This is a genomic window from Phaeobacter sp. LSS9 (assembly GCF_003443595.1).
GTDB classification, from domain to species: domain Bacteria; phylum Pseudomonadota; class Alphaproteobacteria; order Rhodobacterales; family Rhodobacteraceae; genus Phaeobacter; species Phaeobacter piscinae.
On sequence record NZ_CP031956.1, the window covers coordinates 1,238,339 to 1,259,183 of the forward strand.

The 20,845-nt window shown below is 61.5% G+C and carries 24 protein-coding genes; 13 read left to right on the plus strand and 11 right to left on the minus strand.

The annotated features are described in order from the left end of the window. Nucleotides 1–24: 24 nt before the first annotated feature. Nucleotides 25–1,854, minus strand: a complete 1,830-nt coding sequence (gene phaC, locus D1820_RS05920; RefSeq protein ID WP_118068198.1) for a class I poly(R)-hydroxyalkanoic acid synthase — start codon at nt 1,852–1,854, stop codon at nt 25–27. A 145-nt stretch (nt 1,855–1,999) separates the two neighbouring features. Between phaC and phaZ the strand changes: the two genes are divergently transcribed. Continuing rightward, a complete protein-coding gene (phaZ, locus tag D1820_RS05925) occupies nt 2,000–3,274 on the plus strand; it encodes a polyhydroxyalkanoate depolymerase (RefSeq protein WP_040179960.1) in 1,275 nt (424 codons plus the stop codon). A gap of 74 nt (nt 3,275–3,348) precedes the next feature. Beyond that, nucleotides 3,349–3,921, plus strand: a complete 573-nt coding sequence (locus D1820_RS05930; RefSeq protein WP_118068199.1) for a DUF6151 family protein — start codon at nt 3,349–3,351, stop codon at nt 3,919–3,921. 20 nt (nt 3,922–3,941) lie between these two features. On the opposite strand, the gene D1820_RS05935 is transcribed toward D1820_RS05930, so the two are convergent. The 3 genes from D1820_RS05935 to D1820_RS05945 form a co-directional block, all read right to left on the minus strand. After that, nucleotides 3,942–4,817, minus strand: coding sequence for an alpha/beta fold hydrolase (locus D1820_RS05935; protein ID WP_118068200.1), 876 nt, complete (start codon nt 4,815–4,817; stop codon nt 3,942–3,944). Between the two features lie 6 nt (nt 4,818–4,823). Then, nucleotides 4,824–5,267, minus strand: coding sequence for a VOC family protein (locus D1820_RS05940; RefSeq protein ID WP_118068201.1), 444 nt, complete (start codon nt 5,265–5,267; stop codon nt 4,824–4,826). A gap of 105 nt (nt 5,268–5,372) precedes the next feature. Continuing rightward, nucleotides 5,373–6,152 (minus strand): alpha/beta hydrolase, encoded by a 780-nt coding sequence (locus D1820_RS05945; protein WP_118068202.1) that lies wholly within the window; start codon nt 6,150–6,152, stop codon nt 5,373–5,375. Between the two features lie 241 nt (nt 6,153–6,393). On the opposite strand from D1820_RS05945, the gene D1820_RS05950 reads away from it, so the two are divergent. The 6 genes from D1820_RS05950 (at nt 6,394) to D1820_RS05975 (ending at nt 12,281) form a co-directional block, all read left to right on the plus strand. Beyond that, on the plus strand, nt 6,394–7,398 hold the full coding sequence (locus tag D1820_RS05950) for a DUF4105 domain-containing protein (protein WP_118068203.1): 1,005 nt from the start codon (nt 6,394–6,396) through the stop codon (nt 7,396–7,398). A 187-nt stretch (nt 7,399–7,585) separates the two neighbouring features. Continuing rightward, a complete protein-coding gene (gene thrS, locus D1820_RS05955) occupies nt 7,586–9,532 on the plus strand; it encodes a threonine--tRNA ligase (RefSeq protein ID WP_118068204.1) in 1,947 nt (648 codons plus the stop codon). Nucleotides 9,533–9,766: 234 nt separating this feature from the next. Next, a complete protein-coding gene (locus D1820_RS05960; RefSeq protein WP_014875093.1) occupies nt 9,767–10,072 on the plus strand; it encodes a DUF2282 domain-containing protein in 306 nt (101 codons plus the stop codon). A gap of 68 nt (nt 10,073–10,140) precedes the next feature. Continuing rightward, a complete protein-coding gene (locus tag D1820_RS05965; protein WP_118068205.1) occupies nt 10,141–10,989 on the plus strand; it encodes a DUF692 family multinuclear iron-containing protein in 849 nt (282 codons plus the stop codon). Beyond that, the gene (locus D1820_RS05970) at nt 10,986–11,741 is read left to right on the plus strand and encodes a DNA-binding domain-containing protein (protein WP_118068206.1); all 756 of its coding nucleotides are present in this window, start codon (nt 10,986–10,988) and stop codon (nt 11,739–11,741) included. The genes D1820_RS05965 and D1820_RS05970 overlap by 4 nt, the downstream gene beginning before the upstream one ends. 3 nt (nt 11,742–11,744) lie before the next feature. Next, on the plus strand, nt 11,745–12,281 hold the full coding sequence (locus D1820_RS05975; protein ID WP_118068207.1) for a DoxX family protein: 537 nt from the start codon (nt 11,745–11,747) through the stop codon (nt 12,279–12,281). Between the two features lie 79 nt (nt 12,282–12,360). Here the strand turns inward: D1820_RS05975 and D1820_RS05980 are convergent, their stop codons facing one another. Then, complete coding sequence (locus D1820_RS05980; RefSeq protein WP_118068208.1) at nt 12,361–12,729, minus strand: hypothetical protein; 369 nt, start codon at nt 12,727–12,729, stop codon at nt 12,361–12,363. A 40-nt stretch (nt 12,730–12,769) separates the two neighbouring features. Next, nucleotides 12,770–13,090 (minus strand): arsenate reductase family protein, encoded by a 321-nt coding sequence (locus tag D1820_RS05985; RefSeq protein WP_118068209.1) that lies wholly within the window; start codon nt 13,088–13,090, stop codon nt 12,770–12,772. Nucleotides 13,091–13,309: 219 nt separating this feature from the next. Here D1820_RS05985 and D1820_RS05990 point away from each other — a divergent pair, with 219 nt between their 5' ends. Beyond that, nucleotides 13,310–13,516 carry a cold-shock protein gene (locus tag D1820_RS05990; protein WP_014875099.1) on the plus strand — a complete coding sequence of 69 codons (207 nt, stop codon included), beginning with the start codon at nt 13,310–13,312 and terminating at the stop codon, nt 13,514–13,516. A 97-nt stretch (nt 13,517–13,613) separates the two neighbouring features. Here D1820_RS05990 and D1820_RS05995 read toward each other — a convergent pair whose 3' ends face one another. From D1820_RS05995 to D1820_RS06015, 5 genes are read right to left on the minus strand one after another with little or no spacing between them, the layout of a single operon-like run. Continuing rightward, nucleotides 13,614–15,080 carry an aldehyde dehydrogenase gene (locus D1820_RS05995; protein ID WP_118068210.1) on the minus strand — a complete coding sequence of 489 codons (1,467 nt, stop codon included), beginning with the start codon at nt 15,078–15,080 and terminating at the stop codon, nt 13,614–13,616. Between the two features lie 11 nt (nt 15,081–15,091). Next, on the minus strand, nt 15,092–16,129 hold the full coding sequence (locus D1820_RS06000) for an LLM class flavin-dependent oxidoreductase (RefSeq protein ID WP_118068211.1): 1,038 nt from the start codon (nt 16,127–16,129) through the stop codon (nt 15,092–15,094). Nucleotides 16,130–16,142: 13 nt separating this feature from the next. Next, entirely contained in the window at nt 16,143–17,066 is a 924-nt protein-coding gene (locus tag D1820_RS06005) for a flavin reductase (protein WP_118068212.1), read from the minus strand. Next, nucleotides 17,053–17,871 carry an alpha/beta fold hydrolase gene (locus tag D1820_RS06010; RefSeq protein ID WP_118068213.1) on the minus strand — a complete coding sequence of 273 codons (819 nt, stop codon included), beginning with the start codon at nt 17,869–17,871 and terminating at the stop codon, nt 17,053–17,055. Before D1820_RS06010 ends, D1820_RS06005 begins: the two co-directional genes overlap by 14 nt. Beyond that, on the minus strand, nt 17,843–18,445 hold the full coding sequence (locus D1820_RS06015) for an amino acid synthesis family protein (RefSeq protein WP_118068214.1): 603 nt from the start codon (nt 18,443–18,445) through the stop codon (nt 17,843–17,845). The genes D1820_RS06010 and D1820_RS06015 overlap by 29 nt, the downstream gene beginning before the upstream one ends. Before the next feature lie 100 nt (nt 18,446–18,545). On the opposite strand from D1820_RS06015, the gene D1820_RS06020 reads away from it, so the two are divergent. The 4 genes from D1820_RS06020 to D1820_RS06035 are packed head-to-tail and all read left to right on the plus strand — an operon-like array spanning nt 18,546 to nt 20,823. Continuing rightward, nucleotides 18,546–19,256 (plus strand): GntR family transcriptional regulator, encoded by a 711-nt coding sequence (locus tag D1820_RS06020; protein ID WP_118068215.1) that lies wholly within the window; start codon nt 18,546–18,548, stop codon nt 19,254–19,256. Beyond that, nucleotides 19,249–19,542, plus strand: coding sequence for a DUF1330 domain-containing protein (locus D1820_RS06025; protein ID WP_096789392.1), 294 nt, complete (start codon nt 19,249–19,251; stop codon nt 19,540–19,542). Before D1820_RS06020 ends, D1820_RS06025 begins: the two co-directional genes overlap by 8 nt. 12 nt (nt 19,543–19,554) lie before the next feature. Then, entirely contained in the window at nt 19,555–19,977 is a 423-nt protein-coding gene (locus tag D1820_RS06030) for a carboxymuconolactone decarboxylase family protein (RefSeq protein ID WP_118068216.1), read from the plus strand. A gap of 51 nt (nt 19,978–20,028) precedes the next feature. Continuing rightward, nucleotides 20,029–20,823, plus strand: coding sequence for an aspartate/glutamate racemase family protein (locus tag D1820_RS06035; protein WP_118068217.1), 795 nt, complete (start codon nt 20,029–20,031; stop codon nt 20,821–20,823). Nucleotides 20,824–20,845: the final 22 nt, after the last annotated feature.

A 20,845-nucleotide genomic window follows, 5' to 3' on the forward strand; every position in this document is an offset into this window, starting at 1 on the left:
AATATTTTTAGGAACGACCTAAAATCAATCGCTTGCCTGACGGCGGGCCTTCACCCGCACATAGTCTCCCGGCGCTGGCGTCAGCGACGGATGCTGGGAATCGCCGGGATCACGGGCCGGGACCTGTTTGCCGGACCGTTTCTTGAGCCAGCTTTCCCAACGTGGCCACCAGGACCCTTCATTGAAGGTGGCCCCCTCCCGCCAGCTGTCGGCATCGACCTTCAGATCGGTATTGGTGTAATGGCCGTACTTGTTGCGGGTCGGCGGATTGACGATGCCCGCAATGTGACCCGACTGCGCCACCACAAAGGTCTTTGAGCGCGACCCCATCTGCTGCACGCCGCGATAGCAGTCTTTCCAGCGGGCGATATGATCGGTCTCACAGGTGATCGCCATCACCGGCACAGTCACGTCGCGCACATGCAGCGTATGGCCCATGAGATCAAACCCCTCGCGCACGAATTCATTGCGCTGGCACAGGCCGCGCAGATACTGCATCGCCATCCGTCCCGGCAGGTTGGCGCCATCGCCATTCCAATACAGCAGATCAAAGGCTGGGGGCGTCTCCCCCATCATATAGCTGCGGATGGCCGGGCCGTAGACCAGATCGTTGGAGCGCAGGAAGGAAAATGTCCGCGCCATAATATAAGAGCGCAGCAGACCGTTGTTGGTAATCTCCTCCTCGATCCCGTCGATGAAATCATTTTGCAGGAAGGGCGTGAACTCTCCCTGATCGGAGAAATCTGTCAGCGCGGTGAAAAACGTCGCCGATTTGATCGAGGTATCGCCCCGCTGTTTCAGCAGCGACAGGGTCAGGCTGAGAGTGGTGCCCGCAATACAGTAGCCGACAGTATTGACCTGTTTGACCTTGCAGATCGACTTGGCGGTCTCGATCGCGCTCAGATAGCCCTTCTCGATATAGTCTTCCAGCCCCAGATCGGCGTGCTCCGCGCCGGGGTTGAGCCAGGACACCACAAACAGCGTATAGCCCTGCTCGGTCACCCATTTGATCAGGCTATTCTGCGCCTTGAGGTCGAGAATATAGAACTTGTTGATCCAGGGCGGGAACAGCACGATCGGGGCCTCATGCACGGTCTCCGTGGTGGGGCGATACTGGATCAACTCCATCATCTCGTTGCGAAATACAACCTCACCAGGTGTGGTGGCGATATTGCGGCCGATTTCAAAGGCGCTCTCATCCGCCAGCCGCACCACCAGTTCGCCGTCATTGGCCTCCAGATCGGCAACCAGATTCTCCAGACCTTTAATCAGCGACTGACCTTCCGTCTCCACCGCCTTTTCCAGCGCGTCGGGGTTTGTCGCCAGAAAATTGGTGGGCGCCATCATCTGCACGATCTGGTCGGCAAAATAGCCGAGCCGCCGCTTGTCGATGTCGTCGATATCCTCAACCTCGGCCACGGCGTTGCGGATTGCCTCGGCATTGGTGAGGTACTGCTGCTTGATAAAGTGGAAATAGGGGTTCGATTGCCACATCGGATTGACAAAGCGGCGGTCGGCGGGAGAGCTAGGCGCGGTGTCCTCGGCACCGTCGCCGTCCATGGATTTGGCCAAAAGCGACTGAGCTTCGGCGAAATTCACCACCGCCTGGCCCCAATACGACACTTGTTTTTCGAGCAGTTTTGCCGGGTTTTTTGCCATTTCCGACCAATAGGCCGTTGCTGCGCGTGCAAAAATCTCTTGATTCGGACCATCCAGTGACGGGGGGTGAGATTTTTTCTGAGCCAGAACATCCATCAGACGTTTTGAAAGTTGCTCAACCTGCTCCATATTTTTTTTAATTCGTTCAATATGTTCCGGTGAGACGTCCGGATCCGTGCTCTCACTTGTTGTCATCTTAACAAATCCCCCGTAATCTTTCTGCTATGCAGAATACTGTCCGCCCATCATACGACAAAGCAGTGAAACGTCCGATGGGTTGTGACACAACCGCACGTGGATTCAGATCGGATCCAAGCGGCCAACGCAATGGAGATATAACATGCGTTACATGATGTCGTACGATCTGATGGAAACCATGCGCAACACCAACCAGTGGCTTGGCGCAACGGCCCTGTCGATGGCGTCGAACCCCGCCTTTGCCGCGATCCCCAATCCCGCGCTCAGCTGGATGGCCGCCTGGGGCGAGGTCACGGAACGCAGTTTCCAGCGCATGGTGACCAAACCGGACTGGGGCATTTACACCCAGACCTGCGCCGATGGCCGCGATCACGTGGTGGAGATCGACACGGTTGTGGAACGCCCCTTTGGCGATCTGATCCATTTCCGCGTGGCAGGCCGCGCCGAACAGCCGCGCAAGGTGCTGCTGGTGGCGCCGATGTCGGGCCATTACGCAACCCTGCTGCGCTCCACCGTCAAAAGCCTGATCGAAAACTGCGAAGTCTATGTCACCGACTGGCATAACGCGCGCGATATTCCGGTCTCCGCAGGCAAGTTCGATATTGAAGATTACACCCTCTACCTGGTTGATTTCATGCGCGAGATGGGGCCGGACACCCATGTGATTGCGGTCTGCCAACCAGCGCCGCTGACCTTGGCGGCCACCGCTTATCTCGCGGAACAGGATCCCGGCGCCCAGCCCTGTTCGCTGACGCTGATTGGCGGGCCGGTAGATCCCGATGCGACCCCCACGGATGTGACGGATTTTGGCCGCCGGGTCACCATGGGCCAGCTGGAAGAAACGATGATCCAGCGCGTCGGCTTCAAGTATAAGGGTGTGGGCCGCAAGGTGTATCCAGGCCTGTTGCAGCTCAGCTCTTTCATGTCGATGAACGGTGAGCGTCACTCAAAGGCGTTTATGGACCAGATCCAGCGCGTCAGCCGGGGTGAGGCGTCGGATCACGACGCCCACAACCGGTTCTATGACGAATATCTCGCCGTGATGGACATGACGGCGGAGTTCTATCTCTCCACTGTGGAGCGTGTCTTCAAAGGGGGCGAAATCGCGCGCAATGAATTTGTCGTCGCCGGGCACAAGGTGGATATCGGCAAAATCACCGATGTGGCGGTCAAAACCGTCGAAGGCGCCAATGATGATATCTCGGCGCCCGGTCAGTGCATCGCCGCGCTGGATCTCTGCACTGGCCTGCCGGAGACGAAAAAGGCCAGCCATGTGGAGCCGGGGGCGGGACATTATGGAATCTTTGCCGGGCGCAGCTGGCGTGACAATATCCGCCCGCTGGTGATCGAATTCATGAACGCCAACGCCCGCAAGGCAAAGAAACCGGCCGCGAAACGCGCCAAGGCAACCGCCTGACGCACTGCCAACAGCTGGACCGGGCTGGACCGGGGTTTGACCCAATCGGACGATGACACAAAGGAGCGCCCAGAATGGCCGATCCGCTGAGTTTCGCATGTGACTGCGGAAAAATCCGTGGCGAGCTGTCGCAAGAGGCGCGCAAGGCGGGCACCCGTATCGTCTGCTTCTGCGCCGATTGCCGCGCCAATGAAATCTATCACAATCAGCCCGACCCGGCCCCGGGCCCGGTTGATCTGTTTCAGGTCAATCCCGACGGGGTCCGGTTCCATCAGGGACAAGATCTGTTGCGGCTCATGCGGCTCAGTCCGAAGGGGCTGTTTCGCTGGTACGCGGGTTGCTGCGGCACACCAATGGCCAATACGCTGGCCAAACCCACGCTGCCCTTCGCCGGGCTGCGGTCGGATCGATTTGCCGATAAAGACGCGCTGGGCAAGATCCGCGCGCGGGCGTTTGTTCCGAAACAGGGCAAACAGCCCCGCACCGAAGGTGCCGCACGGATGGTCATGTCACTGCTGAGCCGAATGATCTCGGCGCGGCTGTCGGGCCGGTGGAGGGAGACACCGTTCTTCGACGTCGAAAGCGGTGAGCCGGTGTCAAAACCAGAGGTGATCAGCAAGGAAGAGCGCGCAGCCCTGCTCCGCTAACTTCCGTATAAATGGCTGAGTCAGCTGGTCTTTAGCGGGTTTGTCAGGGTCAGTGGCGGTAGCGACGGCGCTGCCGGTAGTGCCCCGCCCGCAGCGGTAGTTGCAGTCTCCCGCGGCGGGTCCGGTCTCTCGTCCTGATCCGGGGCAACCTCGGCCAGCCATGCGGCCATGGCACCGGTCACCTGATCCGGTTGTTCCAGCGTTGGCAGATGGCCTGCCTCCTCAATCACGCAGAGCCGGGCGTTGGGCATCAGGGCCGCCATAAATTCATGCCGTTTCAGCGGCGTCAGCCGATCCTGCGCCCCGCAGAGGATCAGGGTCGGCCCCTTGAAACGGCGCAGTGCCGCCTGCTGATCAGTGCGCCGCTGCAGGGCCCGCGCCTGCGCCACAAACAGCTCAGGTCCCAGACTGCAGCCCTGTTGGTAAATCATGTTGAGGATATCAAGCCGCTGCGGCGACGGCGCCAGACTGTCCACCGGCAGGCAGCCGCGCAGAACATCCTCCAGCCGACCACTGCGGGCCGCGATGATCAGCGGCTCCCACTCGGCGGCCTGCGTCGGCGTATCGGGCAAGGGGCTGGTCGACATCAGACACAACCGGCTGACCCGCTCCGGCGCGCGGCGCAGGATTTCCATCGCAACGATGCCGCCCATCGACAGCCCAGCCAGCGCAAACCGCGCTGGCAGCTGCGTCAGCAGATGATCGGCGATGCGCTCAATCCGGTCGCCGCCCAGAAGCGGCGCCACCATGGTTGGCAGCACGCCGGAAAGTGCCCGCAGCTGCGGCACGAAGACTTCCGCCGTGCCCATCAGCCCCGGAAGCATCACCAGAGGGGCATTACCCGGCCCGCCAGCGCGCGTCTCGGTCTGCCCTGCTCTGCCCAGTTGATCCGCCACCCGCGCCTATCCTCCTGCCTCGGTCCCGTAGCCGTTCCAGCGAAACGCGCCGTCGTCAGACAGCGGCGAGAACGGATTATGCGCGATCTCCCAGATATGGCCGTCGGGCGCGCGAAAATAGCCGATGGTGCCGCCCCAGAACACCTCCCCCGCCGGGCGCAGGATTGTGGCGCCTGCCGCCTCGGCCTTGGCCAGAAGCGTGGCCACATCCGCAGCACTACGGGTGTTGTGGCTGAGGGTCATCGCCCCGGTGCCGAGGTCTTCCACCGGCAGGCCGATATCCTCAGCGAGCGCCGCCAAAGGATACAGCCCCAATGTCTGTGAGATCAGGTCAAAAGCAATGACCCCATCAGGGCTCTCCGCCCGCTGCCAGCCAAGCGCCTCGTAGAAGGCGGCGGCCTGCGCCATGTCGGGCACCCCGAGGGTGATCAGGCTGATGCGTTGGTCCATCGGTTCCTCTCCTGCCCATGGCATCCCTGATGAGGGAGGCCTCGTATTTTTAACAACTCGTGGTGCGCGTTAGGATGCCCCTGCGAAGGGCGTTCTCCTTTCAGCTTAGCGGATCCCATCCGCGCCAGATAGCCCCAGAACCTCTGCAACAGCTGTTTCGATCAGGGCCAGACAGGCGGGGTCCGAAAAGCGGTGATCGGCATCTTTGACCAGTTGCAGGCGCATATCGGCGCAGCTGGCATGATCAAGCAGCCGCAGGGCGGTTTCCGTGCTGACGGCGGTATCAGCGGTGCCTTGCAGACACCGCACCGGCATCGCCAGCTCCAACGGGGCGCGCAACACCAGATGGTTGCGCCCGTCCTCGATCATGCGTTGGGTGATCACATAAGGCTCCATGTAGTCGCTGGGCAGTTCGACCTGCCCGCGCGTCTCCAGCTCCGCCTTCTGGGCATCGGTGAAATTGGCCCAATAGCCGTCCTCGGTAAAATCCGGGGCGGCAGCGATGGTGACCAGACCCGCCACCCGCTCCGGCAGGGTCCGCGCCAGCAAGAGCGCCTGCCAGCCGCCCATGGAGGAGCCGACGGGAACAATTTTGCCCGTGGTCAGCGCCTGAACCGCTGCCAGCGTGTCCTGATGCCAGTCGCCAATGCAACCGTCTTCAAATGTGCCGGAGCTTTCACCGTGGCCGGAGTAGTCAAACCGCAGAAAGCCTAATCCCCGCGCCTGCGCCCATGCTTCCAGATGTATCGCCTTGGTGCCCTCCATGTCGGATTTCAGCCCGCCCAGAAACACCACCGTCGGCGCCGCTGTCTCGCCGCTTGCGGGGGTCAGATGATAGGCCAGGCGGCGGCCGGTATCAGTGTCCAGAAATTGGGTTGCGGTCATACTGTCCCCCGTTGGTATCGTGCCAAATCACAGGCCTTCAGATCTGCCACGGCAACGGCGCGACGGCAATGGCGTGTTTCACCTCAGCCGCATGGGATCCCGGCACAGATCAGCCAAGGTGCAACGCGGCAACGCCTTCAGACTTGGCGACTTTTGACCGACGCAACACCCTTGCGACCCATCGCCGCCATGCCTAGGGTCCGCGCGATATCCCTCTCTGCCCCCGATCAGGAGCCAGCCCTTGCCCCGTGCCCTTCGTCTTTTCTGTCTCGGCCTCCTCTGTCTGCTGATCCTGCTGACCACCGTCTGGGGGGCCATGGCGCTGTGGTACCGGCTGCCCGTCGACAGCCTCTGGCGCACAGCCGCAGCTTCCGGCTTCGCCGGTCTTGGTCTGGCCACCCTCTGGGCGGTGATCCGGGGGCGGGCCTTGCGCGGGCTGTCGACCTTCTGTCTCGCGCTTGCGGCGCTGATCTGGTGGTGGGCGAGCCTCACACCTCCGGCAGAGGCCAACTGGTCGCCGGATGTCGCGCGGCAGGTCACCGGCACCCGCGATGGCGATATCCTGACGCTGACAGATGTGCGCAATTTCGACTGGACCACCCCGACCGAGTTCACCCCCCGCTGGGAAACCCGCAGCTATGACCTCAGCCAGCTGGAGACCGTCGATCTGTTCATGTCCTACTGGGCCGGGCCGGAGATGGCGCATATGGTGGTCAGCTTTGGCTTTGAGGATGGCGCGCATATCGCCTGGTCTGTGGAGGTGCGGCGCCAGGTCGGCGGTGGTTTCTCCCCCATCGCGGATCTGTTCAAGACCAATACGCTGGTGTTGATCGCAGCGGATGAGCGCGACGTGGTGGGCACGCGGACCAATACCCGCGGCGAGGACGTGCAGCTGTTTCGCATCGACACCGATCCGGACACCGCCCGCGCGCTGCTGATGCAATATGTCGATGCCGCAAACAGGCTGGCCGCGCAGCCCCAATGGTATAATTCACTGACCTCAAACTGCACCACCGTGGTGATGACGATGATCCGCACCATCGTTGAGGACGTGCCGCTGGACTGGCGGGTGCTGGCCAATGGCTACCTGCCGGAATACGCCCATGATCAGGGGGTACTGGCGACAGGCTACAGCACCGAGGAGCTGCGCAACCTTGGTAGTATCACCGCCAAGGCGCAGGCCCAGGGCATCACGCCAGACTACTCCGCCCTGATCCGCGAAGCTGTGCCAGCTCCTGCCCCCTAAGTCCGACCCGTGATCCAGGACCCTAATCCGGCTTTTGCGTCTTCTGGCACAAAATATCCAGGGGAGCGCGCGGGGCTGGCCGCTCGCCCGCTTGACAGCCTCGCGCGCCCCTGCCAAACGGGCAAAACACATATAACCCGCAACCGGGCGTTCAGTGGGCGCCAAACCGACGAGGAGCAGCCAGACAATGGCCCAAATCTCTCTCACCTTCCCCGATGGCAATGCACGATCCTATGACGCAGGCATCACCCCTGCTGAGGTCGCAGCCTCTATTTCCACCTCGCTTGGCAAAAAAGCGATCTCCGCCACCGTGAACGGCGCGCATTGGGATCTGCAGTGGCCGATTGACACCGACGCCTCCATCGCGCTTCACACCATGAAGGACGAAGAGCAGGCCAATGAGCTGATCCGCCACGATCTGGCCCATGTGATGGCGCGCGCGGTGCAGGAGATCTGGCCCGACACCAAGGTCACCATCGGCCCGGTGATTGAAAACGGCTGGTACTACGACTTTGATCGCGCAGAGCCCTTCACCCCCGAAGATCTCGGCACCATCGAAAAGAAGATGAAAGAGATCATCAACAAGCGGGACGAGGTGCGCACCGAGGTCTGGGACCGCCCCCGCGCGATCCAGCACTACACCGACAACAATGAACCCTATAAGGTCGAGCTGATCGAGAGCATCCCCGGCGATGAGCCGCTGCGGATGTATTGGCATGGCGACTGGCAGGACCTCTGCCGTGGCCCGCACCTGCAGCACACCGGCCAGCTGCCGGGTGATGCCTTCAAACTGATGTCCATCGCGGGCGCCTATTGGCGCGGCGACAGCGACCGCGCCATGCTGCAGCGGATCTATGGCGTTGCCTTCACCGGCAAGGAGAAGCTGAAAGCCCATCTCCATATGCTGGAAGAGGCCGCCAAGCGCGACCACCGCAAACTCGGCCGCGAGATGAACCTCTTCCACATGCAGGAAGAGGCCCCCGGCCAAATCTTCTGGCACCCGAACGGCTGGAAGATCTACACCACCCTGCAGGATTACATGCGCCGCATGCAGGACCGTGACGGCTATGTTGAGGTGAACACCCCGCAGGTGGTGGACCGCAAACTGTGGGAGGCCTCGGGTCACTGGGACAAATACCAGGAAAACATGTTCATCGTTGAGGTCGACGAGGATCACGCCCGTGAAAAGGCCGTGAACGCGCTGAAGCCGATGAACTGCCCCTGTCACGTGCAGGTGTTCAATCAGGGTCTGAAATCCTACCGCGATCTGCCGCTGCGCATGGCCGAGTTCGGCTCCTGTGCGCGCTATGAACCTTCGGGCGCGCTGCACGGCATCATGCGGGTGCGCGGCTTTACGCAGGATGATGGTCACATCTTCTGCGCCGAGGATCAGATCGAATCTGAAACCGCCAAGTTCATTGCCTTCCTGTCGAAGGTCTATGCCGATCTTGGCTTCCACGACTGGACCATCAAGCTCTCGACCCGCCCGGAAAAGCGGATCGGCAGCGATGAAAGCTGGGATCTGGTGGAGAAGGCGCTTGGCGATGCCTGCAAGGCGGCGGGCTATGACTATGAACTGCTGGACGGCGAAGGTGCCTTCTACGGTCCCAAGCTGGAATTCACCCTGACCGACGCGATTGGCCGGAACTGGCAGTGCGGCACCCTGCAGGTGGATCCTAACCTGCCGGAACGTCTGGATGCGAATTTCATCGGTCAGGACGGCAGCAAGCACCGCCCGTTCATGCTGCACCGCGCCACCCTTGGCAGTTTTGAACGCTTCATCGGCATCCTGATCGAAGAGCACGCAGGCAAGCTGCCGTTTTGGCTGGCGCCGCGTCAGGTGGTTGTCGCCTCCATCACATCGGACGCGGATGACTATGTGAACGAAGTGGTTGAGACCCTGCGCGCCGCCGGTGTGCGGGCCGAGGCGGATATCCGAAACGAGAAGATCAACTACAAGGTCCGCGAGCATTCCGTGGGCAAGGTGCCGGTCATTCTGGCCGTCGGCCACCGCGAAGTTGAAGAGCGCACCGTCTCCGTCCGGCGTCTGGGCGAGAAACAGACCAAGGTCGAAGCGCTGGACGCTGTAACAAAAACCTTGGCGATTGAGGCAACGCCGCCGGATCTTCTGTAACATTTCTGCGGTCTTTTGCTGATCTTTACCCATTTACCGGCCCCCACTTGCGGGGCCGGTTTCTTTTTGCGCATGGTTTTAAGGGTTCGGCAGCCAGAAGGTTGTAATATACGGTCACGGCTGCTGACGCCCGCGTGAGACACAGGCTCGTGAATTCAAAGACTTCCCGGCCTGAGCTAATGTCTGACTTGTAACACCGCCCTCGCAACCAATTTCCAAAGAAGGAAGACACCAATGTCCAACACTGCAAAATCCCTCGCCGTCGCTGGTGCCGTTGCTGCTGCGCTGACCTCTGCCATGGTCACCCCGGCTGCTGCCCAGTCCAAAGAGAAATGCTATGGCGTCTCCCTCGCCGGTCAAAACGACTGCGCCGCCGGTCCTGGCACCACCTGCGCCGGCACCTCGACCGTCGATTATCAGGGCAATGCCTGGACCCTCGTGGACGCCGGCAGCTGCGAAGGCATGGATCTGCCAGCGATGGCGGATGGCAGCGATCGCAAGGGCTCTCTGGAGCCGCTGGAGCGCGACCTGCCTGCATAAGCAATGGATTAAGGCCAAGGGCGGGGGCAGTCTCCCGCCCTTTTTGTAACCGGATCAGAGGACCTGCCATGCTGGACGCCGCCCCTTCCCTGCCCGCCGCAGCCGGTGTTGGCTACAAGCCGCAGCATTTTGCCGATATCCTTGCCGATGCTGGCCCGGTGAAATGGCTGGAAATCCACGCCGAAAACTACATGGGTGACGGTGGCCGCCCGCTGGCGCAGCTGCGCCACCTCTGCGAACAGTTTGCTATCTCCGTCCATGGCGTCGGCCTCTCCATCGGTGGCGAGGGGGCATTGGATGCCGATCATCTGGCACGGCTGAAACATCTGGTCGGCTGGCTCAATCCGGCGAGTTTTTCTGAGCATCTCGCCTGGTCCACCCATGACAGCCATTTCTACAACGACCTGCTGCCGCTGCCCTATACGGATGCCACGCTGGCGCGGGTTTGTGATCATATCAATCAGGTGCAAGACAGCATCGGGCGGCGGATGCTGCTGGAAAACCCGTCCAGCTACCTCGCCTTTGCCGAAAGCACATGGTCAGAGCCGGAGTTTCTGGCAGAGATCACCCGCCGCACCGGCTGCGGACTGCTGCTGGATGTGAACAACGTCTTTGTTTCTGCCATCAATCTCGACTTCTCGCCTCAGGGCTATATCGATGCCTTCGCGCTGGATCAGGTCGGCGAGATCCACCTGGGCGGCCATGATGAGGATGAGGACGACAACGGCAAGCCGCTGCTGATTGATAGCCACGGCGCTGAGGTGGTGGATCCTGTCTGGGCGCTGCTGGATTATACGCTGGCCAAATCCGGCCCCAAACCTGTCCTGGTTGAATGGGACACCGATGTGCCCGACTGGCCCGTATTGGCCGCCGAGGCAGAGCGCGCCGCATCCGCGCTGGAGCGCGTCCCGGCATGACTGTCTCGCAAACAGATTTCACCCGCGCCATGATCGATGCGGCGCAGCCGGTGCCGGAGGGGCTGCTGGATGCGACCGGCCAGCCTGCCGGGCGGCGGTTCAGCGTTTATCGCAACAATGTCGCCGTCTCCCTGACGGAGGCGATGCACAGCGCCTTTCCCCTGATCGCGAAGCTCTTGGGTAAACAGAACCTTGATGGGCTGGCGGGTCTGTATCTGCGCGCCCATCCGCCCTCCTCGCCGCTGATGATGCACTATGGAGCGGAGTTTCCAGATTTTCTTGCCGGGATGGAGCAGCTGAAACACCTCGGCTATCTGCCGGATGCGGCGCGGCTCGATCTGGCCCTGCGCCGGGCGTATCACGCGGGCGACGCCACGCCGGTTGACCCGGCGCGTCTGGCAGCCCTGCCCCCGGAGGCGCTGATGGCGACCCGGCTGACGCTGGCCCCCGCCGTTGCCCTGCTGCGCTCACCCTGGCCGATCTATGACATCTGGCGCTTCAATACCGAAGAGAACGCCCCCAAGCCCCGGCATATGGCGCAGGATGTGCTGATCACCCGGCCCGAATTCGATCCAGTTCTGCAGGAGCTGCCTGCGGGTGGTGCCGACTGGATCACCGCCCTCACCTCCGGTGCCACACTGGAAGAGGCGCTGACCAAGGTTCAGGCCGACCTCCCGGATTTCGACCTCTCACACCCGCTCGCCCTGTTGCTGCAAGGCGGTGCAATCATTGACTTAGATCGCAAAGGATAACCGATGCACGCGCTTGTTTCCTCCTACACCTCTCTCACCGGCAGGGCCGACAGATTGTCGGCGTTCATCGTCCCAACCCTGGCGCGGCTGGTCTTTGCGGCGGTCCTGTTGGTTTACTACTGGAACTCCGCCGGGCTGAAGACGGATGGGTCGATCTTCTCGCCTTCCGCCGGTGCCTTCGGCCAGATCTTCCCGCATGCGGCTGAGGCCGTGCTCTATGATGTCTCGCAGCTCAATATCTTTCAGCGGTTGGTGATTTTTGCCGGGACGGTGGCAGAATATGTTCTGCCCGCGCTGATCCTGGTCGGGCTGCTCACCCGGCTGGCCGCCCTTGGCACCATTGGCTTCATCTGGGTGCAGACCATCGTCGATGTGACCGGCCATGGCGTCAAACTGGGCAGTCTTTTTGACAATGCCATAGGTCTGGTGGATCAGCGGGTGATGTGGACATTCCTGCTGCTGGTTCTAGTGTTCAAGGGCGCAGGCCCGCTGTCGCTGGATGCGCTGGCACGACGCGCCACCGCGCCTGCCGCCGCCTGATCTGCCCTGCTTTCAAATCCAAAAAAGGCGCCCTGCATCCGCAGCGGCGCCTTTTTTCATGACCGTTATTCATGTCGGTTCAGAAATGCGCCTTCGGCTCATCCGGTTTGCCCGCCGCCAAGGCAAGCAACCCAGCCAGAAGCGCCAGTGAGATCGGGAAGGTGGTAAAGACATTCAACCCGAACCCGGCATAGAGCCCCGCCGCCGACGCAAGCAGCAGCACCCCGCCCCACAGCGCGCGGGACAGTGCCATCGCGCCGCCCGCCAGCGCCAGAATGGGCGAAATCACCGCCAAGAGCCGCAGCTGATCGACATTCTCGACCTGCCGGGCAATCCCGTCGACCTCGCCAAAATACTCGACGGCGGCGGTATAGCCATATCCCGCAAACCCAACCACCATGCCAATCAGCCCGGCCACGATGCCCAGCACCAGCGCTGCATTGCGCATTGCCGCTCTCCTCATCTACTCCGGAACTGACATGGGGATCCTAGCCCTCAACGCCAAGGGCCGCCTTGGTTTTGGCATCCCAGCCGAGGTGCAGATCGCCCCCTGATTTGATCAGCGGACGTTTCATCAGCGCCGGATGGACCTTCAGCAGCGCTATGGGATCCGTCGCCCGCTCCGCCTCGCTCAATCCGCGCCATGTGGTGGAGCGGGTATTGACCAGACGATCGCCAAACTGCGCCAAGGCTGCTGTGAGAACGGCCTCCGGCACACCATCGGCGCGCACATCGACCAGCTGCGCCTCCGGCAGCTGTTTCAGCGCCTTGCGGCAGGTGTCACAGGTCTTCAATCCATAAAGTTGCATGTTTTTCCTTTCCCGAGGGGGCGGCTCAGCACAATTTATGGTAGAGCCACACTGTTTTGCTTGATTTTTACATGGTCCGTGCAAAAGTTAAAACCGGGTTGGGACAATCTCCCCGGCCTGTTCTGTCAGCGCACTGCGGCGGAACCGATCATGTCGCCCGGAAACATGAAATTATCGTTTTTTCACGGCGGCTCACTAGAAGGAAGGAGACACGGGAACATGGCGAGTGGCACCGTGAAATGGTTCAATACAACCAAGGGCTATGGCTTTATCGAGCCGGAAGGCGGCGGCAAAGATGTGTTTGTGCACATCTCACAGGTTGAACGGTCGGGGCTGACCGGCCTGGCGGATAATCAAAAAGTTGATTTCGAGATGACCGAAGGGCGCGATGGTCGCCAGATGGCCAGCGACATTCGCCCCCAATGATCGCGATACGGCTGCGCCGAGGGTGACCCTCGGGCGCAGCCTGCCGCACCACCAAATGACCCCATCAGTATCCGCCTGTTCGTCGGCCGTCTGACGGTCACCGCATGACAAAGGGATCCGCAATGGGATCATCGCTGGTGCGCAGCCAGACCGTCTTGACCCTTGTGTAATCCAGCGCAGCCTGCAATCCGCCCTCGCGCCCATGGCCTGACAGCCCCTGCCCGCCAAAGGGCGCAATCGGGCTGACGGCACGATAGGTATTGACCCAAACAATGCCGGCCCGAATGCCCCGGATCATCCGATGCGCGCGGGTGAGATCTCGGGTGAAGACGCCAGATGCAAGGCCATGGTCAGTGTCATTGGCCAGCGCCAGCGCCTCAGCCTCAGTGTCGAACCCGCGCACCGACAGGACCGGGCCAAAGAATTCCTCCCGCAAACAGGGCGCCTCGGGTGCCTCAGAGCAATCGAGTATGGTCGGCGGAAAGAAATTCCCCCTTTGCTCCAGCCGCTGCCCGCCTGTGACAAGCTGCGCCCCAGCGGACAAGGAGGCAACGATCAGTTCCTCGGCCCGGCTGAGCTGGGCACCGGTGCAGAGCGGTCCAATCTCGGTCTCGGGTAGCTCTGGCGCACCGATCCGGATGTTCTCGGCTTTTTCCTTCAACCGGTGCAGAAACTGCGCCTTGATTTGGTTGGAAATGATCAGCCGAGACCCAGCCACGCAGCTTTGCCCTGTCGCGGCAAAGATGGCAGAGACCTGCGCATTGACCGCGCTGTCGATATCTGCGTCTTCAAACACGATGAAGGGGGATTTTCCGCCCAGTTCCAGAGAGGTGGAGGCGAGGTTCTCGGCTGAATTGCGCACAACATGGCGCGCGGTCTCCGGCCCGCCGGTGAATGCCACGTGATCAATCCCAGGATGGGACGTCAGCACCGCGCCGCAATCGGCGCCAAATCCGGTGATGACGTTCAAAACCCCCGCCGGAAACCCGGCCTGATCAAAGATCCGGGCAAACTCCAGCAGCGGTGCCGGCCCCTCCTCAGATGCCTTCAGCACAACAGTACAGCCTGCTGCCAGTGCCGGGCCGATCTTGACCGCCGCCAAAAACAACTGCGAATTCCACGGCACCACGGCTGCCACCACCCCAAGCGGTTCGCGGCGCAACCAGACCTCCATATCCGGTTTGTCAATCGGCAGATGGGCGCCTTCGATCTTGTCTGCAAGTCCAGCATAGTAACGGTAGTAGTCGGCCACATAGGCGATCTGGGCGGAGGTTTCGCGAATGATCTTGCCAGTATCACGGGTCTCCAACCGGGCCAGGGTCTCTGCATTTTCGGCAATCAAATCGGCCAGCCGAAAAAGCAGCTTGCCGCGCGCAGTGGCGGTCATGCCCGCCCAACCCGGCGCGTGGAAGGCCGCGCGCGCTGCTGCAACCGCGGCCTCCACATCCGCCTTGCGGGCCTCAGGCATCATCGCCCAAACCTCTCCGCTTGCTGGATCGCGGCTCTCAAAACGGGCAGAGCCGTCGGAAAACACCCCGCCGATATATTGCTGGAACTGCTGCATGGTGATCCCCTTCAGGCAAAGGCTGGCATAACATCGCGGATGAACCGCTCAAGCGAAGCTTTCTTACGCTCAAAGCTCATCCCGCTGTCGATCCAGAAACTGTATTCATCATACCCCAGCGCCTCATAGCCCCGGATCCGGGCAATCGCATCTTCGGCGGTGGCGATCACATTGTCACGCAGCATCGCCTCCGGCGAATAGAACGGATGGGCCGCGATTTCCGCCTCGCTCAACGGCGCGATCAGCCCCTGCGACACCGGGCGCTCGTTCTTGAACCAGGCGCCGAAGTAGCAATAAAACCGGTTGATTTCTTCCGCCGCCTGCTGCACATCGGCGGCATCTGCAGCAATATAGGTGTGGTTCAACAGCATGATATCCGGGCGCTGCAGGTCAGGGTATTTGGCGCAGGCGTCGTTGAACGTCTCAATCAGCCGGGTGATCTCCTCATCCCCTTGCCACAAGGGCGTCACCTGCACATGGCAGCCATTGGCGATGGCAAATTCATGGCTGTTGGGGTCGCGTGCTGCGACCCAGATCGGGGGGCCGTTTTCCTGTCGCGGCTTGGGTGAGGATGTCGTGGCCGGGAAGGAATGATAGGTGTCCTCTTGTGCGTAGTCGCCCCGCCACAACCCCTGGATCGCCGGGATCAGCTCCCGCATTCGCTGGCCTGCGTCCCAGGCATCCATACCCGGCACCATCCGTTCGTATTCGTAAATATAGGCGCCGCGCGCAATGCCAAGCTCCAACCGCCCCTCGGTGATCAGATCGGTCATCGCCGCCTCCCCCGCGAGCCGGATTGGATGCCAGAACGGCGCGATGATCGTGCCGGTTCCCAACCGCACATTTCGGGTCTGGCGGGCCAGATCGACAAGGTTCAGAAACGGGTTCGGCGCGATGGTGAAATCCATCCCGTGATGCTCTCCGGTCCAGACTGCGTGCATACCGCCCTCATCGGCAATCTTGGCCAAGGCGACGAACTCATCATAGAGCCGCTGTTGATCCTGGTCCGCCGAGGTCCGTTCCATATGAACAAAAAGAGAAAAGCGCATGTATCACCTATCGTTATGCGATCTGGCGGATTTCGCCGCTGCGTTGATTGCCGGAATAGATCCCGAAATCCCCCAATGCTGCCTCGCGGGCGAACCGCTCCAGCATGGTCAGGATCGACGGATCGCTGATGTCCTCAAGACCTGCTTCAGCCGCCCCGTCCTGCGCCAGCGGCACAAAGGTTCCGCGCGTCGGCGCACCTGCCCCTGCCTGACAGAGAAAGGCGATATGCTGGCGTTTGCGCGCGACATCCTCAAACACCGAATAGACAAAGCCCGGCTCAGCCGTGAGCCCGGTATCGGCAATCAACTGGCGCACCGTGGCAGCGGCCCCATCGGGACCAGCCAGCGCCTCTGGCAGCGTCGCGCCACCTTGCCCATCATCGACCAGCAGCACCTCTCCGTTGCGTTCGATCAGGGCGGAGACCACGAGATCAGGCCCGGTTCCGGCAGGTTCTGCAGTGGTCGCGGCCGTGACATAGGCGCCGCGCGCATAACCCAGCCCCGGATGCGGGCTGACGTCAAAGGCTTTCACCTCACCAATCAGGATCACATGATCGCCCGCCTCAACCGTCTTGTGCAGGCTGCAATCGAACCAAGCAGACACCCCGTCGATCAGCGGTGATCCCGCTGGCCCCTTGTGCCAGTTGACTCCGGCAAAGCGATCTTCGGCCGATCGGGCAAAGGTGTTGGATATCTCCGTCTGAGTTTCCGCCAGCACATTGACGGCAAACCCGTCGCCGTTGACCAGCGCATCATAGTTGCGCGACTGGTTGGCCAAGCACACCAGCACCAGCGGCGGATCAAGCGAGACGGAGGTAAAAGAGTTGGCAGTAAAGCCAATCGGCTGGCCGCTTTGATCATGGGAGGTCACAACCGTTACACCGGTCATGAAACTGCCAAAGGCATGGCGCAAGGCGCGCGGATCAAGCGATGTCATGATATGTCTCCTCAGGGGCGGTTGCCAGCCAGTCGCGCAGATGAGCGGTGATCACATCAGGCGCTGTCAGATTCACCATATGGCGATGGCCGGTGATGACGATGGCGCGTCCGTGCTGCGCCTGCGCGGCCATCTCCTGCGCCATGGCCGGGGTGGAATTGGGATCACCATCGCCGGTGACGGCGAGGAAGGGGCAGGCGATCTCTCTCAGACGGTGGGCATAGGTCGCATCCCCCCGCGCAAAAGCGCCGTAGGCGGTGGCATAGCCTGCTGGATCAACCGTCCCCAGCCAGCCCGCAACCCGGTCGCGGGCGCTGATGTCAGCAGGTGTCTCACCAAACCAGCGTGCCAACGGCGTTGCCAGATCCAGCTGACCAGCCCCGATTTCGGCAGCACGGGCGAGCACAGCCGCCCGTGCCTGCGGCGTGCGTCGGTAGACCCCATTCAGCAGTGCCACCCGGCGGGTCATTGCAGGGTGCTCTACAGCAAAACCAGTCGCGATTAACGCCCCCATTGAATGTCCTGCCAAACTGACAGAACCGAGATCCAGCGCCTGCACCACTGCCTTCAGCCAAGCGACAAAATCCGGCAGCTCACTCCCTATAGGCAGCGGATCACTGCCGCCATGTCCGGGGAGATCCAGCGCGATGACCCGGTGGCTCCGGCTCAGATCCGCAATCTGCGGCCCCCAGGCGGCGGATTGCATACCGACGCCATGCAACAGGACCAGCGGCGCGCCCGCCCCCGTATCCCGCAGGGCGACCCTGCGTCCAGCCTCAGACAGCTGCAGGATTGTCGACGTCATGGCCAAGCTCTTTCAAATCCTGATAGCGGTCGCCGATTCGGTGGTGCGGACGGCCCCCGATAGAGGCTCCCAGCGCAATCAGGATCTCATCAGCGGCTGGCGCATCCGCGACAGACGTCTGGATCGTCAGGTAGTGGGATCGCTTGCCCCCGTCGTTCTTGTCCATCAGCGGAATCATCAACGGCGCATTGGCAGGTCCGCGGGTGTTGCAGAATGACAGGTAGGATTTCGCCCCCACCGCGTTGCGATAATGGTTGCCGAATTGCAGCGTGTGGATCAGCGCCGAGGCGTGTTCGACCTCACCATTGAGGCCGACAATCGCGGATTTCCCATAGCCTTCGACCCGGTCGCCGCCGCCTGCCGCCTCCAGAATCATCTCCGTCAGCAAAAGGCCCAAGCCCGGCGCGCAGTCCCGGATCTGCGGCCCCAGATCCTCGACAAATCCCTGTCCGGCCCATGGGTTCTGAATCACTGTCATGGCCGCGATCATGGTGAGCGGGCTTGGCGCGGTCTTGCCCCCTTCGATCAATGTGTTTTCGACATGAAGCAGCGTTTTGCGAATGGCAGCGGGCATGAGCGTCTCCTAAGCGGCAATCTTCTGGTATCATGGTATACCATTATACGATATGTCAATCATACTTGCCGCAGCCAGAGTCGGTTGCTAAGAGAAAGTCATGGACAGCCCTCAGACAACGCTCCGAAAAATCGACAAGGCGCCGCAAACTCTGCGAGATATTGTGCAGGACCGGATGCGCGAGGCCATTATCGACGGACATTTTGCGCCCGGTGAACGGTTGGTAGAGCGCCCGCTCTGCGATCAGCTCGGCGTGAGCCGGACCGTCGTGCGCGAAACGATTCGCTATCTTGAGGCAGAGGGGCTGGTCGAGATCATCCCCAATCGCGGACCGGTCGTTGCGCGGCTCTCTTGGGATCAGGCCCGCCAGATCTACGACGTGCGCCGCCAGCTGGAAGGGTCCGCTGCTGCCGGCTGCGCCATGCAACAAAGACCGGCATTCGCTGGCAAGCTGACCCGCGCGCTTGATACGGTGGAGGCCACAATGGCCGATACCGAGTGGAGCAACCTGCTGCGCGCCACCACTGATTTTTATCAGCTTATCTTTATGGAGGCGGGCCACAGCATTGCCTGGGACATCGTGCAGCGCCTGAACGGGCGGATCAGCCGGTTGCGGGCCTTGACCATCGCGGCAAAGGACCGCGAAACCTCAGGGATGAGCCATATGACCGCGATCCATGATGCCATTCTCAGCCGCGACCCGGACAGGGCGCGCAAAGCGGTTGAAGCGCATATTGCCGACGCGGCCCAAACTGCGCAGCGGTTCCTGAAAGACCCTGCGCCAACAGCTGAAGAGACGCCAAATGGCTAAAGGATATTGGATCGCCTTTGTCACAGTCACCGATCCTGATCGCTATGCGGGCTATCAACAGCAGGCGCCTGCGGCCTTTGCCAGATATGGCGCGCGGTTTCTGGCACGGGGTGGCGCGGCGGAGACGCTGGAGGGGACAGCCTATCAGCGCCATGTCGTCATCGAATTCGACAGCAAGGCCACCGCCCTCGCCTGCTACCACTCGCCCGAATATCAATCCGCCCGCACCCACCGACAGGCCGCCTGCTCCGCGCAGATCGCTATCGTCGAAGGATTGGACACTTAAAGGACCGTCCCAATGAGCAACACGCCCTCTGACGCCGCGCCGCAAACCAGCAGCTTTGACGAAGACCTGTTCCTGAAAGGTCTGGAGCAACGCAAGGCGACCCTTGGTGCCGCGTATGTCGAAAACAACCTCGCCGCCGCCGATGACTTTACCCGCCCGTTCCAAGAAGCCATGACAGCCTGGTGCTGGGGGTTTGGCTGGGGCGATGAGACGATTGATGCCAAGACCCGCTCGATGATGAACCTCGCCATGATCGGCGCCCTTGGCAAGATGCACGAATGGGAACTGCATTGCCGGGGCGCGTTGAACAACGGTGTCAGCCGCGAAGAAATCCGCGCCATCATCCATGCGGTTGCGATCTATTGCGGCGTCCCGCAGGGTCTTGAGTGTTTCCGTGCCGCCAAAGAAGTTCTCGATCAACATGAGCAACCCTGAGCCACAGCGGCTAGCCCCTCATCCACCCCCACGCAGGAGCGTACTCTGCAAATGTTCAGATCCGGTCAAACCATCCAGTCCCGCTCCCGCACACCGCTGATGGGCAAGGGCACGGCCCATCGCGCCAGTCTCGGCTTCATTCTGATGTCCACGGATCTCGCCTGTGAGGCGGACCTCTTCGCCATGGCACCCGAAGGCGTCGGCGTCCATATCACCCGGCTCAGAACGGATGACTATACCACGAATGAAACGCTGGCGCGTCATATCGATCACATGGCCGACGCAGCCGGGCGGCTGCAACCGGACATGAAACCTGCGGTGATTGCCTATTGCTGCACCTCCGGGTCCATCGTCTGCCGGGAGGAAAACGTCTTTCGCGAGATCCACAAGGGCGCGCCCTATACCCGGCCCATGTCCATCGTCACCGGCGTGATGGATGCCCTGCGCGAGGTGGGTGCAAAACGGATCGTGGTGGGCACACCCTACCTTGATGATATCAACACCGCCGAGGCCGAGTATCTGCTGGCGGCAGGGTTTGATATCCTCGACATTCAGGGGCTGCAGCTGGAAACCGGTGTGGAATTTGGTCAGGTGGAACCCGCCTATTGGAAGGAATTCGCGCTGGAAATCGACCAGCCGGACGCGGAGGCGATCTTCCTCTCTTGCAGCGGCACGCGCACGCTGGAAGTGGTGGAGGAGATCGAACAGGCCGCAGGCAAGCCGGTGATCACCTCCAATCAGGCGCTGATGTGGTCCTGCCTGCGCCGGGCCGGGATCGCGGATCAGCTCAATGGCTTTGGCCAGCTGTTCAACCATCCGGGCCGGGCGCTGACGCCAACACTCTAGCCCGCTTTTCTCCCCTTCACGC